This is a genomic window from Agrobacterium sp. CFBP2214 (genome assembly GCF_030209895.1).
Classification (GTDB): Bacteria; Pseudomonadota; Alphaproteobacteria; order Rhizobiales; family Rhizobiaceae; genus Agrobacterium; species Agrobacterium radiobacter.
In genome coordinates this window covers 673,369-688,417 of the sequence record NZ_JARVRC010000001.1, presented here as the reverse complement: position 1 = coordinate 688,417, position 15,049 = coordinate 673,369, and the positions used below count along the sequence as shown (strand labels likewise).

At 59.9% G+C, this 15,049-nt stretch carries 16 protein-coding genes; 5 read left to right on the top strand and 11 right to left on the bottom strand.

The window, feature by feature from the left end; translation table 11 throughout:
• Positions 1 to 16 precede the first annotated feature (16 nt).
• The 3 genes from QRN60_RS03345 (at position 17) to QRN60_RS03335 (ending at position 4,920) form a co-directional block, all read left to right on the top strand.
• The gene (locus QRN60_RS03345) at positions 17 to 1,315 is read left to right on the top strand and encodes a M16 family metallopeptidase (protein WP_129564682.1); all 1,299 of its coding nucleotides are present in this window, start codon (positions 17 to 19) and stop codon (positions 1,313 to 1,315) included.
• A gap of 93 nt (positions 1,316 to 1,408) precedes the next feature.
• Positions 1,409 to 2,008 (top strand): GNAT family N-acetyltransferase, encoded by a 600-nt coding sequence (locus tag QRN60_RS03340; protein ID WP_003509108.1) that lies wholly within the window; start codon positions 1,409 to 1,411, stop codon positions 2,006 to 2,008.
• Positions 2,005 to 4,920, top strand: coding sequence for an EAL domain-containing protein (locus QRN60_RS03335; RefSeq protein ID WP_020010620.1), 2,916 nt, complete (start codon positions 2,005 to 2,007; stop codon positions 4,918 to 4,920). The genes QRN60_RS03340 and QRN60_RS03335 overlap by 4 nt, the downstream gene beginning before the upstream one ends.
• A gap of 126 nt (positions 4,921 to 5,046) precedes the next feature.
• Here QRN60_RS03335 and QRN60_RS03330 read toward each other — a convergent pair whose 3' ends face one another.
• The 3 genes from QRN60_RS03330 to QRN60_RS03320 form a co-directional block, all read right to left on the bottom strand.
• A complete protein-coding gene (locus QRN60_RS03330) occupies positions 5,047 to 6,141 on the bottom strand; it encodes a zinc-binding metallopeptidase family protein (RefSeq protein WP_129564570.1) in 1,095 nt (364 codons plus the stop codon).
• Between the two features lie 168 nt (positions 6,142 to 6,309).
• The gene (locus QRN60_RS03325) at positions 6,310 to 6,501 is read right to left on the bottom strand and encodes a CsbD family protein (RefSeq protein WP_129564571.1); all 192 of its coding nucleotides are present in this window, start codon (positions 6,499 to 6,501) and stop codon (positions 6,310 to 6,312) included.
• A gap of 107 nt (positions 6,502 to 6,608) precedes the next feature.
• Positions 6,609 to 7,214: a YqgE/AlgH family protein gene (locus QRN60_RS03320; RefSeq protein ID WP_003521117.1), complete on the bottom strand. Its 606-nt coding sequence runs from the start codon at positions 7,212 to 7,214 to the stop codon at positions 6,609 to 6,611.
• Between the two features lie 161 nt (positions 7,215 to 7,375).
• Between QRN60_RS03320 and QRN60_RS03315 the strand changes: the two genes are divergently transcribed.
• Together QRN60_RS03315 and QRN60_RS03310 are read left to right on the top strand one after the other, a co-directional pair.
• Positions 7,376 to 8,224 (top strand): protein-disulfide reductase DsbD domain-containing protein, encoded by an 849-nt coding sequence (locus tag QRN60_RS03315; RefSeq protein WP_003509118.1) that lies wholly within the window; start codon positions 7,376 to 7,378, stop codon positions 8,222 to 8,224.
• 98 nt (positions 8,225 to 8,322) lie between these two features.
• Positions 8,323 to 8,808: a peroxiredoxin gene (locus QRN60_RS03310; protein ID WP_003509120.1), complete on the top strand. Its 486-nt coding sequence runs from the start codon at positions 8,323 to 8,325 to the stop codon at positions 8,806 to 8,808.
• A gap of 227 nt (positions 8,809 to 9,035) precedes the next feature.
• Here QRN60_RS03310 and QRN60_RS03305 read toward each other — a convergent pair whose 3' ends face one another.
• The 8 genes from QRN60_RS03305 to QRN60_RS03270 form a co-directional block, all read right to left on the bottom strand.
• On the bottom strand, positions 9,036 to 9,344 hold the full coding sequence (locus tag QRN60_RS03305) for a Dabb family protein (RefSeq protein ID WP_003494265.1): 309 nt from the start codon (positions 9,342 to 9,344) through the stop codon (positions 9,036 to 9,038).
• A 145-nt stretch (positions 9,345 to 9,489) separates the two neighbouring features.
• The gene (rnhA, locus tag QRN60_RS03300; RefSeq protein WP_087743488.1) at positions 9,490 to 9,930 is read right to left on the bottom strand and encodes a ribonuclease HI; all 441 of its coding nucleotides are present in this window, start codon (positions 9,928 to 9,930) and stop codon (positions 9,490 to 9,492) included.
• Positions 9,927 to 10,895, bottom strand: a complete 969-nt coding sequence (locus QRN60_RS03295) for a homoserine kinase (protein WP_060726395.1) — start codon at positions 10,893 to 10,895, stop codon at positions 9,927 to 9,929. Before QRN60_RS03295 ends, rnhA begins: the two co-directional genes overlap by 4 nt.
• Positions 10,896 to 10,984: 89 nt before the next feature.
• A complete protein-coding gene (ispH, locus tag QRN60_RS03290) occupies positions 10,985 to 12,031 on the bottom strand; it encodes a 4-hydroxy-3-methylbut-2-enyl diphosphate reductase (RefSeq protein WP_003509126.1) in 1,047 nt (348 codons plus the stop codon).
• 75 nt (positions 12,032 to 12,106) lie between these two features.
• A complete protein-coding gene (locus QRN60_RS03285) occupies positions 12,107 to 12,841 on the bottom strand; it encodes an SURF1 family protein (RefSeq protein ID WP_080866537.1) in 735 nt (244 codons plus the stop codon).
• A 10-nt stretch (positions 12,842 to 12,851) separates the two neighbouring features.
• Positions 12,852 to 13,238 (bottom strand): DUF983 domain-containing protein, encoded by a 387-nt coding sequence (locus QRN60_RS03280; RefSeq protein WP_060726087.1) that lies wholly within the window; start codon positions 13,236 to 13,238, stop codon positions 12,852 to 12,854.
• Between the two features lie 241 nt (positions 13,239 to 13,479).
• Positions 13,480 to 14,355: a cytochrome c oxidase subunit 3 gene (locus tag QRN60_RS03275; protein ID WP_129564572.1), complete on the bottom strand. Its 876-nt coding sequence runs from the start codon at positions 14,353 to 14,355 to the stop codon at positions 13,480 to 13,482.
• Between the two features lie 61 nt (positions 14,356 to 14,416).
• Positions 14,417 to 15,034 (bottom strand): cytochrome c oxidase assembly protein, encoded by a 618-nt coding sequence (locus QRN60_RS03270; RefSeq protein ID WP_020010612.1) that lies wholly within the window; start codon positions 15,032 to 15,034, stop codon positions 14,417 to 14,419.
• Positions 15,035 to 15,049: the final 15 nt, after the last annotated feature.

Genomic DNA, 15,049 nt, shown 5'->3' with positions numbered 1-15,049 from the left:
CGGAAAGACGTTGAGTATGAGAGTTAATGTGACCCGGCTTTCGTCCGGGTTGACCGTTGTCACGGAAAAAATGCCGCATCTCGAAAGCGTTGCTCTTGGGGTGTGGATCAAATCCGGATCCCGCAACGAGACGACTGCCGAACACGGCATCGCCCATCTTCTCGAACATATGGCTTTCAAGGGTACGGCGCGCCGCACCGCCCGCCAGATCGCCGAAGAGATCGAAAATGTCGGCGGTGAAGTCAACGCCGCGACATCGACGGAAACAACCTCCTACTACGCCCGCGTCCTGAAAGACCACGTCCCCCTCGCCGTCGATATCCTTGCCGACATCCTGACGGAATCGCTGTTCGACGAAGACGAGCTGGAGCGGGAGAAAAACGTCATCCTGCAGGAGATCGGTGCAGCCACAGATACGCCCGACGACGTGATCTTCGACAATTTCTCCGGTGTCGCCTATCGCGACCAGACCATCGGCCGCCCGATCCTCGGCACGCCGGAAACCGTTCAATCCTTCACGACAGGCCAGATCAGGCATTATCTCGCCCGCAACTACACGACGGACCGCATTTTCGTCGTGGCGGCCGGTGCTGTCGACCACGAAAGCTTCGTGAAGCAGGTGGAAGAACGTTTCGCCTCACTGCCGCAGCTGCCGGTGGCAACACCGGTTATGGAAAAGGCAATCTATACCGGCGGCGAAATCCGCGAGACCCGCGACCTCATGGACGCGCAGGTGCTTCTCGGCTTCGAGGGCAAGGCCTATCACGCCCGCGACTTCTATTGCTCGCAGATCCTCGCCAATATCCTGGGCGGCGGCATGTCTTCCCGCCTGTTCCAGGAAGTGCGCGAATATCGCGGCCTGTGCTATTCGGTCTATGCCTTTCACTGGGGTTTTTCCGATACCGGCATCTTCGGCGTGCATGCGGCCACTGGCGGCAACGACCTGCCGGAACTGGTGCCCGTCATTGTCGAGGAGCTGCGCAAGTCCTCGCAGGTCATCCATCAGGAGGAAATCGACCGTGCTCGCGCGCAGATCCGCGCCCAATTGCTGATGGGCCAGGAAAGCCCGGCCGCCCGCGCCGGACAGATCGCCCGGCAGATGATGCTTTACGGCCGGCCCATCCCAAATGAGGAAATGATGGAGCGGCTGGGCGACATCACCCGCGCGCGCCTGACCGATCTTGCAGGACGGCTGTTTTTCGATACAGTTCCGACATTGTCTGCGATTGGCCCGCTCGAACATCTGCCGCCTCTTTCCGACATCACTGCCGCGCTTTCCGCGCAGCAGCCCGCAAGGATAAAGGCGAACGGATAAACCGATATGAGGGCGGGATTTAAAGGCGAAGTCCGCTCACCTTTTTCGCCATCCCGCTTGCGGATGGCGATGTCTGCCGCACAGGGATCGTGAATGCTGCGTTTTCTTTCCCGACATAGCGACACGCCCGAACTGCGCAGCGCCAATCACCTTCTCAGACTGCCGCGCTACGGCGATTTCAAGCAATGGCATGTGCTGCGTTCGGAAAGCCGACAGTTTCTTCAGCCCTGGGAGCCGACCTGGCGCCCGGACGAACTGACGGAGGGCGCCTTCCGCATGCGCGTGGTGCGCAATGGCCAGGAGTTTTCCTCCGGCACCGCCGTCTCCTTCCTGCTGTTTGAAAAAGAGACGCTCCTGGTAGGCGGTATCACCATCGGATACATCCGCCGGGGTGCGGCGCAAAGCTGCATGATCGGATACTGGATCGGCGAGCGCCACGCCGCGCAAGGCCATATGTCTGCCGCATTAAAATTGGTAATACCATACATCTTTAACGGACTTCAGTTGCACCGTATCGAGGCAGCCTGTATTCCGGAAAACTTCAAAAGCATCCGGCTTCTCGAAAACGCCGGGTTCCAGCGGGAAGGTCTCTTGCGGGAATATCTGAAAATCAATGGCCAATGGCGGGATCATATGATGTTTTCCCTTCTTGCCGACAAGCAAAGCTCCGGCGGAACGAAGTACGATACATGACCTACAATCACTCTGCGCCGTGCCTTGCGAAACGTCTGGCGGCAATCGCGCTGGCTGCGCCGTTTTTCCTGCTGTTCCTGCTTTTTGCTTCCCATTCCTTTGCTTTTGAGCCGGTAAAGATTTCCCGTGACGACACGGCGCTCGACCTGACGGCCACCACCGATATCTACGCCAATCAGGGCGAAGCCTTTCAGGTCTCGACCGCGCCGGGCCCCGACGGCATCCGCCGCCGTATCGAGGTGCGCGCCAGTTCCACCGATCATCAGGGCGACTGGGCGGTCTTTGCGCTCGCCAATGTCTCCGAAGAGCAGCTGGAGCGCGTGATCGTCGCGCCGCATTTCCGCCTCGTCAATTCCAAGCTGTTCTGGCCCGATCTCGGCTCGCAGCGCATCATGGCGATTACGCCGAGTGAAGGCTTCGCGCTTGACCGGCAGCCGAGCCCGGATGCCGACGTCTTCCGCATCACGCTCAACCCCGGCTCCGTCATCACCTTCGTCGCCGAGCTTTCCACGCCGCAGCTGCCGCAACTTTATCTGTGGGAGCCGGAGGCCTACAAGGACACGATCAACGCGTTTACGCTCTATCGCGGCATCGTGCTCGGCATTGCCGGCCTGCTCGCCGTGCTCTTGACCATTCTCTTCGTGGTCAAGGGAACCTCCGTCCTGCCGGCCTCGGCCGCACTTGCCTGGGCGGTGCTTGCCTATATCTGCGTCGATTTCGGCTTCCTTGAAAAGCTCATAACCGTCACCTCAAGCGATCAGCGAATATGGAGGGCGGGCGCGGAAGTGGCGCTCGCCTCCAGCTTCGTGGTCTTCCTCTTCACCTATCTCAATCTCAATCGCTGGCATGCGCATCTGGGTTATGCGACCTTTGCCTGGGTGGTGGGTCTGGCGCTGCTGTTCGGCGTGGCGATCTATGATCCGTCGGTCGCATCAGGCATCGCGCGCGTGTCCTTCGCGCTCACCGCAACGGCCGGCATCGCGCTCATCATCTATCTCGGTTTCAACCGTTACGACCGGGCGATCCTGCTCGTTCCCTCCTGGGCGCTCATCCTCGTCTGGCTGTTCGGCAGCTGGCTGACGGTGACGGGGCAGCTGGACAACGACATCGTGCAGCCCGCACTCGGCGGCGGGCTGGTGCTGATCGTGCTTCTGATCGGCTTTACCGTCATCCAGCACGCCTTTGCCGGCAGCGCCTATCAGCAGGGCCTGTTCTCCGACCTCGAGCGTCAATCGCTGGCGCTGACGGGCAGCGGTGATACGGTCTGGGATTGGGATGTAACGCGCGACCGCATCGTCACCACGCCCGATATTTCCAACCGGCTGGGGCTGGAACCCGGCGCCATGCACGGCGCTGCGCGCAACTGGCTGCCGCGCCTGCATCCTGACGATCGCGACCGGTTCAAGGCGACGCTCGACGTGCTGCTCGACCATCGCAAGGGCCGCCTCAACCACGAATTCCGCATTCGCGCCGAAGACGGGCATTTCCACTGGCTGCAAATCCGCGCCCGTCCGGTTCTCGGCTCCAACGGCGAAATCATCCGCTGCGTCGGCACCATCACCGATATTACCGAGCAAAAGAATTCGGTGGAACGGTTGCTGCAGGATGCGATGAACGACAATCTGACCGGGCTTCCGAACCGGCAGGTATTTCTCGACCGCCTGCAATCGATCCTCAACCTGTCGCCCGACAGCGAGGGCGTGCGCCCGACCGTGATGGCGATCGATATCGACCGTTACAAGCTGGTCAACGATACGCTCGGCATTGCCGCGGGTGATAATATCCTCATCGCGCTGACACGGCGTCTGCGCCGCCTGCTGAAACCCCAGGATACCCTGGCGCGTCTCGGTGGTGATGAATTCGGCCTTATCCTCACCTCCGAGCGCGATCCGCAGCGTGTGGCAGATTTCGCCGATGCGGTGAACAAGGCGATCATGGTGCCGATCAATTTCGCCAATCGCGAAATCATCCTCACCGCCTCCATCGGCCTCGTCTCATGGATCGACCAGCAGGAAAGTGCGGCCGGACTGCTCAGCGATGCGGAACTCGCCATGTATCGCGCCAAGCGGGCCGGCGGCAACCGCGTCGAGCCGTTCCGCCCTGCCTTCCGCACCTCGGGCACCGACCGCCTGCAGATGGAAAGCGATCTTCGCCGCGCCATCGAGCGCAAGGAGTTGTCGCTGGCCTACCAGCCGATCGTCAAGCTTGACGATGGCGAACTGGCCGGTTTTGAGGCGCTGATGCGCTGGGAGCACCCCAAGCGCGGCAATATCCCTCCGAGCGAATTCATTCCGATTGCGGAGGCCTCCGGCCTGATCGAGCCTCTCGGCATGTTCGCCCTGGAACGGGCTGCGACCGATCTGATGGACTGGCAGCACGCCATCGAAAAGATGCCGATCTTCATCTCCGTCAATATTTCCAGCGCGCAATTGCTGAACAACGAATTGTACAACGATGTGCGCGGCATGCTGACCCGCACGCGCTGCAATCCGCAGCAGCTGAAGCTGGAGCTGACGGAATCGGTTGTCATGGAAAACCCGGAACAGGCGCGGCTGGTGCTTTCCAAGCTCAAGGAAACCGGCCTCAGCCTCGCCATGGATGATTTCGGCACCGGCTATTCGTCACTCGCCTACCTCACCCGCTTCCCCTTCGACACGATCAAGCTCGACAAGGCGCTGGTGGCCAATACCAGCGACAAGCGCAACGTTCTGCTGCGCTCCGTCATCGCCATGGCGCGCGCACTCGACATGCAGGTGGTGGCGGAAGGCATCGAAACGCCTGAAGATGCGGCCGAACTGGCCCGCATGAACTGCCATTTCGGCCAGAGCTTCCTGTTCGGCACGCCGGTCTCCGGCGATGCGGCGCTGAAGCTTCTGCGGGAGCGGTTCCAGCCAACGAAGCGGGCCTCGTAAAGAGACGGAGTGCAGTGATGCCTCCCCTCTAGTGCGGCGTCATCCTCGGGCTTGTCCCGAGGATGATGACGGAGAGGGTTAATGCTCCCCGGAACGTCTCGGATTTTCAACCTGCACGCCGAATATTTACTGAACCATCATCACCGGCTGCGCATCCGCCGCTACCTTCCCATGCAGGAGGTCGTGAATGAACTCCATCTTCGCCACCACCGGCGGCGTCAGCACGAAGGGATAAAGGTCCGCCTCCCCCATGCTACGCTGGATGGAATTGATGGCGACGCTGAGCGGGATCCAGGCTTTCACCAGCTGTGCGGCGCTGCGGGCCTTGTAGGGATCGAACGTCACCTCCGCCGCCATTTCCTCATGGCCGTCAGGATCGATCGCCACACCGAAGGCACGGGCCGTCTCCAGTGTATCGACGATATGCAGATAATGGGCGAAACATTCGGCGAAATCCTCCCAGGGGTGGACCGAGGCATAGGAGCTGATGAAATTCTCCTGCCAGTCGGGGCGCGGCCCGCCATCGTAATTGCGTTGCAGGGCGGTGCCATAATCCTCGCGCTCGTCACCGAAGACGGCGCGGCAGGCCTCCAGCCGGTTTTCGTCCCGCACCAGCTTGTTCCAGATGAAGTGCCCGACCTCGTGGCGGAAATGGCCAAGCATGGTGCGGTATGGCTCATTCATATTGGCGCGCACCTGTTCGCGAGTCGCATCGTCGGCCTCGGCCGCGCGGATGGCGATCAGGCCCTCATCGTGACCTGTCATCGCGGGGATGACGGAACCGTCAGGGGCCACCTCATCCACCAGAAAGTCGAAGACAAGACCGCCGGCGGGGTCAGCGTCACGATTGGGATGCGGCAGGCCAAGCCGCAGGATCGAATAAAACAGATGCCGCTGCGCTTGGCTGATGCGGTGCCATTGTTCAATCCCCTGCTCTGTCGCCATATCAGGCACCAGGCGATTGTGGCTGCAGGCCGGGCAAAAGGCATTGGCGCTTTCCGCCGGCACAGACCAGTTGCAGATATCATTCACCTCATTGGCGCAAAACCGCACCTGCTTTTCCGGCTCGGCCACGATCTGCCAGTTCGGTTCACCCGCAGGCGCCAGCGCTTCCATGGAAAGCCGTTCCGGCACGAAAGCCAGGCGATGGCCGCAGGAGACGCAGAAGCGATTGTCGAAATGGACAGGCTGGCCGCAGGATGCGCAGGAAAAAAGCTTCATGGACGAAACCCTTGCGATGGGACGGGTGAAAGAAAAGCAGAGATAAAATGTGAAGGCGGAGGCGTAACGGCCGGGTCGTCATGGCCCTCACATGACAAGAGCGCATGTGCGATAACACATGCGCTCCATGCGCCGTATCGTGGGAGAGGCGCAATGTTTCATGCAGGATTACATGCGGTCTACAGCGCCCTTGACGGCATCCTTCGCCTTGCCGACGGAGCTCTGAACCTTGCCCTTGGTTTCCTGGGCCGCACCCTTGGCGCGCAATTCATTATTGCCCGTCGCTTCGCCGACGTTCTTCTTCACCTTGCCAGCAACTTCGTTGGCTTTACCGGCGATCTTGTCAGATGTGCTACCCATATTACTGCTCCCTAGTTTAGCCGTACTGTCTGTCCGGCTTTCCGGGTGGGTAACGTCAGGGGTCAGGATTTGGTTCCAGCCGAAAGGGGCAGGAATTCTGCTGGGGCTCAGGCGTGCCCGGCATCCGTGGAGAGCATGCGCGCATCGACGCCCATCAGGGCCAGCGCCCGCTCGTATTTATTGTCCAGTCCACGGTCGAAGATCAGCTCTTCCGCAGCGGGGCAATTCAGCCAGCCATTATTGGCGATCTCGTTTTCCAGCTGGCCCGGACCCCAGCCGGCATAACCGAGCATCATGGTCGCCCTTTGCGGGCCGCGGCCGTTGGAAATGGCGCGGACGATATCAAGCGTTGCGGTGAGCGAAATGTCATCGCTGACCGGAATGCTGGATTCGCTTAAATAGTCATCCGAATGCAGCACGAAACCGCGGCCGGATTCCACCGGGCCGCCGCACTGGATCGGAAATTCGCGGGTACGGTTGGGCAGCATGATGGCGTCGTTGCTATCCACCAGCTTCAGATGCAGCAGAATATCCGTAAACGTGATCTGCTGCGGCCGGTTGATGATGAAGCCCATGGCCCCGGCATCCGAGTGGGCGCAGATATAGATCACCGAACGGGCAAAATTGCCGTCGTCCAGCCCCGGCATCGCGATGAGGAACTGGCCATCGAGAAAGCCACGTTCGCGTTTGTCCATCAGGGTTGAAAAGCTCACCGGCGCCTCCAGCAGACCGAATTCCGTCGCTCAACGGAAAACGGCGTTCGCACTTCGACAGAGGACAGGATGCGGCATCGCGCCCGATCAATCAACCGAAAATGATGAACCGCACGAATTCGTAACTGGTCCGTCGGGCGATGTTGGGTTAGACGGGAAGCATGAGCGTCAGGATATTCTTTCGATTTTCACATCTTCGTCTCGCGGCCGCATTTGCCGCCCTCCTCGGCGGCATGCAAGCCGCCCAGGCCGAAATTACCGACTGGGCCAGAAGCGAGGGCGGCCTGATGCGCGTGGCAAGCCTTGCCATGGATGCGGACGGCGTGGTGCGCGGCGTGTTGCAGATCGAGCCGAAGGACGGCTGGATCACCTATTGGCGCGAACCGGGCGAAGCAGGCATACCGCCGCAGATAACGCCCGATCCGGCAAGCGGCGTGGCGCTTACCACCATGGCCTATCCGGTTCCGAAGCTGATCGAAAACGGCGACATCACCGATATCGGCTATGACCACGCCGTCAGCCTTCCCTTTCAGCTGAAAGCCGCCGACCCGGCAGCGAGCGGGAAGATAGACCTCACCGCCTTCATCGGCGTGTGCCAGAATATCTGCATTCCCTTCGAGGCGAAGTTCTCCATAGACCGCGGCAATGCGGGTGATGATGACAGCGAGGAACGCCGCCTTCTCGAAGAGGCGCGCGAAACGTTGCCCGAGGCGGCGTCCGACGATTTCAAGGTGATCGATTTCCACATCACGCCCGACAAGACCATGCTCGGCGTGCAGCTGCAGCTTCCGGAAAACGCACCCAAGGAGACCGAAATATTCATCGCGGGTCCCTCCGGTTTTGCCTATTACGAGCCGCAGAACCTGGTGCGCGACAAGCGCAAGCTCTCCTTCTACATGAACATCAAGGGCCTGCCGAAAACCTATCAGGTGCAGGGCAACAGCTGGCCCATTCTGGTCAAGTCAGGCGACCGGGCCATGGAGACCATGCTGAATTTCCCGAAGCCGTGAGCGGCGTTTTGCGGCGGAATTTATCTCGAAAACCGCATGACAGCTTTCATTTCCGTGCTCTATAGTCGCGCGAACCGAACGGCTACAGGAGCACGGACATGACCATCAAGATCGGCGAAAAACTGCCTTCCGCAACCTTCAAGGAAAAGACGGCCGACGGCCCGGTGGAAACCACCACGGACGCGCTTTTCGGCGGCAAGAAGGTGGTTCTCTTTGCCGTTCCCGGCGCTTTCACCCCCACCTGCTCGCTGAACCACCTGCCGGGTTATCTCGAAAACCGTGACGCCATTCTTTCCAAGGGCGTGGACGATATCGCCGTCGTCGCCGTCAATGACTGGCACGTCATGGGCGCATGGGCGCAATCGTCAGGCGGTCAGGGCAAGATTCATTTCCTCGCCGACTGGGATGCGTCCTTCACCAAGGCGCTCGGCCTCGATGCCGATCTGTCCGGCGGCGGCCTTGGCGTGCGCTCCAAGCGTTATTCGATGCTGGTGGAAGACGGCGTGGTGAAGTCGCTCAACGTTGAAGAGAACCCCGGTCAGGCAACGGTCTCTGCCGCTGCGGCGATGATCGAGCAGCTTTGAGGGCGAGCTTGGTCTCTCCTTGTAAATGTAAAGGCTCCAACTTTCCGTCATGCCGGACTTGATCCGGCATCCAGCCACGGCGCGTCTGCGCCGTGAGAAGAGTCTTTCGCGATCAAGGACTTGATCGCACTGGACCCCGGATCAAGTCCGGGGTGACGGCACACTTAGTGATACGATCTCACGACAGGCATTCGCATTGAAGAATAAAGGGCGGCTCGGCCGCCCTCTCAAACATTCATATCGAACACCAGAAGCCCGGCGAGACCGCCATCGGTGAGCGACACGAGACGCTCCCCCACTTCCATGTGCTGCGGATGGGCGAGATAGTCGTCGCGGGCTTCGGGGCTTTCCAGCGTCACGATGAAACCGTCGACAAAACCGCCATTCAGCCCCTCAGGCGAAACATTCTGGCCGTATTTCACATCAATGATGCCGGGGATGACATCTTTCAGGGCAGCGATCGCCTCGAATATTGCCTGTTTTTCAGAAGACGCCGTTGCGGCCTTGAAGCGTAAAAATACACAATGCAGGATCATCCGGATTTCTCTCCTCCGTTGGGCGCCACTGGAGCACCCCCTTGACGACAAGATAGGTCGGGTTTCGGTTTTCACAACCCCGGATAATGGGGTCCGAGATCAAGTCGGTTCTATTTTCGCCGACCCAAGATAGAGCAGGCTTCCATTACCGCCATTTGAAGGGCTCCATGCCCTTTCGCGCCAGTTCGTCGGCGCGCTCGTTTTCAGGATGGCCGGCATGGCCCTTGACCCAGTGCAGGGTGACCTTGTGGCGTTCCTGCGCCGCTTCCAGCGCCTGCCACAGCTCGACATTCTTCACTGGCTTGTTATCGGCCGTCTTCCAGCCCTTCTTTTTCCAGCCGAAAATCCACTTGGTGATGCCGTCCTTGACATAGGCGCTGTCGGTATAAAGATCGACCTCGCAGGGGCTTTTCAGCGCATTGAGCGCCGAAATCGCCGCCATCAATTCCATGCGGTTATTGGTGGTCTCAGCCTCGCCGCCGCAGAGTTCCTTCTCCACCTCGCCATAGCGCAGCACGGCACCCCATCCGCCCGGACCGGGATTGCCGGAGCAGGCGCCATCGGTGAAAATATCGACATGTTTCATTCGCCAGCCAACCCATATTCGGCGACATTGGCGATGGAGCGGTGGAACCGCAGCTTGCGCAGATATTCCAGCGGATCCTTCTTCACCACCAGTGCACCCTCGGGCGTCGTCAGCCAGTCGTAAAGGCGCGTCAGGAAGAAACGCAGCGCCGAACCGCGCGCCAGAAGCGGCAGCGCTTCCAGCTCCGCTTCGCTCAGCGGACGCACCGACTGGTAGCCTTCCAGCAGCGCCTTGCCCTTGGTGACGTTATAGGCGCCGTCCTTTTCGAAGCACCAGGCATTGAGGCAGATCGAGACGTCATAAGCGAGCAGGTCGTTGCAGGCGAAATAAAAGTCGATCAGGCCGGAAAGTTCGTCGCCGAGGAAAAACACATTGTCCTGAAACAGATCGGCATGGATGACGCCGGCCGGCAGATCTTTCGGCCAATGGGCGGCGAGATAATCGATCTCAGGGCGAATCTCGTCTTTCAGGCCCTTCTCCACCTCGTCGGCGCGCGCTTCGGACTTGTCCCAAAGCACCTTCCAGCCTTCGACGGAGAGCGCATTCGGCCGCTTGATCTCGAAGCCTTCACCGGCCAGATGCATGGCGGCGAGTGCCTTGCCGACTTCCCGGCAATGTTTCGCCTCCGGCTTTCTCAGCCACATGCCTTCAAGAAAGGAAATCAGCGCCGCCGGCCGGCCAGACAGTTCTCCCAGCAACTCGCCATCCTTGCGCGGCAGCGGCAAGGGGCAGGACAGGCCCTTGGCTGCCAGATGCTGCATGAGGCCGAGGAAGAAGGGCAGATCGTTTTTCTCCACGCGCTTTTCATAAAGCGTCAGGATCAGCGGGTCCTTGGTGGTGTGCAGCAGGAAATTGGAGTTTTCGACGCCCTCGGCAATGCCCTTGTAAGAGGTGAGGCTGCCGACGTCGTACTGCGTGAGGAAATTCCTCAGATCATCTTCGGTGATATCAGTATAAACTGCCAATTTCAAATCTCTTGATGAAGGATAGAGTGGAAATCTCGATGGATGACGCCTGTGAGACGGAAACCGCCCACAGTCAGCATCATCCAGCTTTAAATGCCGGCGGCGGTTTTCGGCGGCAGCGCATTGCTGGCATTGCCGTTGACGAAGGCCATATCATCCGTCGTCAGCTCGATGCTGCGCAGCTCGCGATTGACAAGGAAATGTTCCGTTTCCTCAACCGTTACGGCAAGATCGAGCGTGGTGTCGAAGCGCGCCTTGAAGGCCTCGATGATCTCGTCAACGATAACCTCAGGTGCGGAAGCACCGGCCGAGAGGCCGACGGTGCTGATATCGCCGATTTCATCCCAGTCGATTTCCGAGGCCCGCTGCACCAGCACGGAGCGCTTGGCGCCGGCGCGCAGCGCCACTTCCACCAGCCGCTTGGAATTGGAGGAATTGGGCGCACCGACGACAATGAAGAGGTCGCAGCCGGGGGCTGCCTGCTTCACCGCATCCTGACGATTGGTGGTTGCGTAACAGATGCTGTCGGCGGCGGGCGCCTGAATGGCCGGGAAACGTTCCTGCAGCCTGGCGATAACGCCTGCCGTGTCATCAACCGACAATGTCGTCTGAGTGACGAAGCCGAGATTTTCACGGTCCAGCGGTTCATAACGGCCGGCATCCTCCACCGTCTCGATCAGCGAGACCGTACCTTCGGGAAGCTGGCCCATGGTGCCGATGACCTCGGGATGGCCGGCATGGCCGATCAGCACCACATGGCGGCCAAGCCGCTGGTGGCGCATGGCCTGCTTGTGGACCTTGGAGACCAGAGGGCAAGTGGCATCGAGATAAAACAGGTTACGAGCCTGTGCGTCCTCAGGCACTGATTTCGGCACGCCATGGGCGGAGAAAACCACCGGCTGCTCGCGATGCTCGGTGGGGATTTCGTGCAGCTCCTCGACGAAGACCGCACCCTTGGCTTCCAGCCCCTCCACCACATAGCGGTTATGCACGATTTCGTGACGGACATAGACCGGCGCGCCATAGGCTTTCAGCGCCAGCACGACGATCTGGATCGCCCGATCCACGCCCGCGCAAAAGCCGCGCGGTCCGCACAGCCTTATCGTCAAAGGGGGTTTGGAAACGGCGATGTTCATTCCAGCTCCTTGGCCAGCTCCTTGGCCAGCACCGTGGTCTTGCCCGATAAACTGCCCTACCGGACGAGGCGCGCTTTATTCACCCTGCGCCTTGCCGTTCCGGAAATAGGCAAAACCGGCGACGATGACAAGGGCCGCCGCCAAGCCATACCACGTTATCGCATATTGCAGGTGATTGTTGGGCAAATCTATCAGCGTCACGCCGCCTTCAGGCCAGCCACCCGGATTGGGCGTGGCATCGGCATCCACGAAGAGATTGACCAACCGCTCGGACGGAATTTCGGCGCTGGAAGCCATGGCCGCCAGATCTTTCCAGTAGAAGATATTCTTGGCGATATCATTGTCAGGCAGCAGCGATGATGGCTTTGCCACGAGCGGCGCGCGCGCCAGCCCCGTTATTGTCACTTCGCCGGTTACCTGCCCGTCGGGCCGTTTGGCGGGCTCTTTCATCTCGAAAGGCACGAAGCCGCGATTGACGAAGAGAATGCGGCCGTCCGCAAGCGTCAGCGGCGTATAGATGTAATAACCGGTCCGGCCCTGATGGGTGGCGAAGAAATGCCGCTCATGGGCATGATCGAAGGTGCCGGAAAGGCTGACCCTGCGATATTCGATATCGCCGCCGCTTTTTGCGATCGCCTCGATATCGGCAAGCGTCACCGGATTTGCACTCCGCCGCTCCTCGATATCGGCCATCAACGCCTCTTTCCAGTAGAGCCGCTTCACCTGCCAGGTGCCAAGCCCGAGAAGGATGGCAAGCGCCAGCAGCACCAGCGGCGCGGCGAACCAGACGCGCCTTTCCGCGGCCTTCATGTGGGAAACGTCATTCACGATCAAGCCTGCCTTCGCTTGCATTGTTCTTGTATTGCAGCGCAATCATGATCCCCTTCAGTTTGCGCAGCAGCACCAGGGAGACAATTACCGTAAACGGCAACCACAGCATGACATGCACCCAGACGGGCGGCGCAAAACGCTGATCGACCCAGAGCGCCAGCCCGACGACCAGAAAACCGACGATCAGCATGACAAAGACGGCCGGGCCATCGCCCGCATCGGCAAAACCGTAATCCAGCCCGCAGGCGCTGCAGGTGGGCTTTATGGTCAGAAAACCATCGAACAGCCTGCCGTTGCCGCAACGCGGGCAGCAGCCTTTGAGCCCGACCTTGATGGGATCTACCGGCGCGAAATTGCCGTTTCCGGGTTCTGACATATGACCTCCCGCTTCCGCCTGCAAACCACCCCTCTGGAGAGGGGCTCAGGCACGAGGGCAGCAACCGCTGCCCGTGAAGTGTCGACGGAGGCTCCCTCCTCCGTCATCCCCGGGCGTGACCCGAGGATTTGCACACCACCGATCTGAATTCTCGGGTCGAACCCGAGAATGGCGCCGGGCGTGCGGGAAACTCGCCCTGGACATCAGGGCGGCGATTGCCGCCCCTCCATTATCGGTGCGATCAGCCGTGCACCGGCGCGCCCCAGCCACCCCAGATATAGATGGCGAAGAACAGGAACAGCCAGACGACGTCAACGAAATGCCAGTACCAGGCGGCCGCTTCGAAACCGAAATGCTGCTTGGGCGTGAAACCGCCGGCAATGGCGCGGAACAGGCAGACAAGCAGGAAGACCGTGCCGACGAAGACGTGGAAACCGTGGAAACCGGTGGCCATGAAGAAGGTCGCGCCATAGATCGAATTCTTGAAGTCGAACGGCGCATGCATGTATTCGTAAACCTGCACGGTGGAGAACAGGATGCCGAGCGCAACGGTGAGCACCAGACCGGTGATCAGGCCCTTGCGGTCATTGTTCAGCAGGGAATGGTGGGCCCAGGTGACGCAGGTGCCCGACAGAAGCAGGATGACGGTGTTGTAGAGCGGCAGATGCCAGGGATCGATGACCTCGATGCCCTTTGGCGGCCATTGCCCGCCGGTATATTCGAGGCGGGACGCCTGAATGGCCTCGTGCGGGAAGAGGCTGGCATCGAAATAGGCCCAGAACCACGCGACGAAGAACATCACTTCTGAGGCGATGAACATGATCATGCCGTAACGCAGGTGCAGCGAAACGACGCGGGTGTGGCTGCCCTCATTGGCTTCCTTGATCGTATCCGCCCACCACGCATACATGGTGTAGAGCACGATAACGAGACCGATATAGAAAAGCCAGGGATTGGCGAGTTCCGCACCGAACAGCTTGAAGGAGCCGCCCGACAGGTAACGCATGTAGCAGACGCCGCCAAATGTCAGGATGAAGGCGCCGATCGAGGCCAGAAGCGGCCAGGGGCTTGGATCGATGATGTGGTAATCGTGGTTCTTCTGATGCGTATCTGCCATTGCGACAATCCCCTGGTATCTCTTCCCTGATCCGGCCTTAAACAAAAGGCCGGATCTCCTCTCACAATTTGCTTTCGCCAGATTCAGTTTTTACCGGCAAGGACGCAACCGGTTTTTCGGTTTTGGCCGGATAAAACGTATAGGACAGCGTTAAAGTATGAATGCTCTTGGTCTCACGCGCCGTGGCGATGTCAGGATCGACAAAAAATACCACCGGCATTTCCAGCGTTTCACCCGGCTGCAGCGTCGTTTCGGTGAAGCAGAAACACTCCACCTTGTTGAAATAGGCCCCTGCCTCCATCGGCGTGACGTTGAAGACCGCCGTGCCCGTGGTCGCCACGGGTGAACGGTTCGTCGCCTTGAAGGTGACCTGCACCGTTTCGCCGATCTTCGGCGTGACCTTCCTGTCGACCGGCTGGAAATCCCAGTTGAGGCCGTTCGACGTATTCGCGTCAAAGGTGACGTTGATGGTCTTGTCGAGAATGACGTCGGAATATTGCTCGACGCGCTGGGTCGTGCCGTTATAACCGGTGACCCGGCAGAACAGGGTGTAGAGCGGTACGGCGGCATAGGCCATGCCGATCATGGCGCAGAAAAACACCAGACAGAGCACGAGAATGGAGCGATTGCTCACCTTCTGCCTGCCGGTCGCTGCCGCCTGCGTTTCCATATTTGCCATCTCCTCCTCCTCTCC

What these genes read in the sequence shown, in the direction of transcription:
- QRN60_RS03340 (WP_003509108.1), top strand. Translation starts at nt 1,409, where the DNA reads ATGCTGCGTTTTCTTTCCCGACATAGCGACACGCCCGAACTGCGCAGC.
- QRN60_RS03325 (WP_129564571.1), bottom strand. Translation starts at nt 6,501, where the DNA reads ATGGGTAGCACATCTGACAAGATCGCCGGTAAAGCCAACGAAGTTGCT.
- QRN60_RS03305 (WP_003494265.1), bottom strand. Translation starts at nt 9,344, where the DNA reads ATGATCCTGCATTGTGTATTTTTACGCTTCAAGGCCGCAACGGCGTCT.
- QRN60_RS03310 (WP_003509120.1), top strand. Translation starts at nt 8,323, where the DNA reads ATGACCATCAAGATCGGCGAAAAACTGCCTTCCGCAACCTTCAAGGAA.
- QRN60_RS03280 (WP_060726087.1), bottom strand. Translation starts at nt 13,238, where the DNA reads ATGTCAGAACCCGGAAACGGCAATTTCGCGCCGGTAGATCCCATCAAG.
- QRN60_RS03270 (WP_020010612.1), bottom strand. Translation starts at nt 15,034, where the DNA reads ATGGCAAATATGGAAACGCAGGCGGCAGCGACCGGCAGGCAGAAGGTG.
- QRN60_RS03275 (WP_129564572.1), bottom strand. Translation starts at nt 14,355, where the DNA reads ATGGCAGATACGCATCAGAAGAACCACGATTACCACATCATCGATCCA.
- ispH (WP_003509126.1), bottom strand. Translation starts at nt 12,031, where the DNA reads ATGAACATCGCCGTTTCCAAACCCCCTTTGACGATAAGGCTGTGCGGA.
- QRN60_RS03335 (WP_020010620.1), top strand. Translation starts at nt 2,005, where the DNA reads ATGACCTACAATCACTCTGCGCCGTGCCTTGCGAAACGTCTGGCGGCA.
- QRN60_RS03330 (WP_129564570.1), bottom strand. Translation starts at nt 6,141, where the DNA reads ATGAAGCTTTTTTCCTGCGCATCCTGCGGCCAGCCTGTCCATTTCGAC.
- QRN60_RS03315 (WP_003509118.1), top strand. Translation starts at nt 7,376, where the DNA reads ATGAGCGTCAGGATATTCTTTCGATTTTCACATCTTCGTCTCGCGGCC.
- QRN60_RS03285 (WP_080866537.1), bottom strand. Translation starts at nt 12,841, where the DNA reads ATGAAGGCCGCGGAAAGGCGCGTCTGGTTCGCCGCGCCGCTGGTGCTG.
- rnhA (WP_087743488.1), bottom strand. Translation starts at nt 9,930, where the DNA reads ATGAAACATGTCGATATTTTCACCGATGGCGCCTGCTCCGGCAATCCC.
- QRN60_RS03345 (WP_129564682.1), top strand. Translation starts at nt 17, where the DNA reads ATGAGAGTTAATGTGACCCGGCTTTCGTCCGGGTTGACCGTTGTCACG.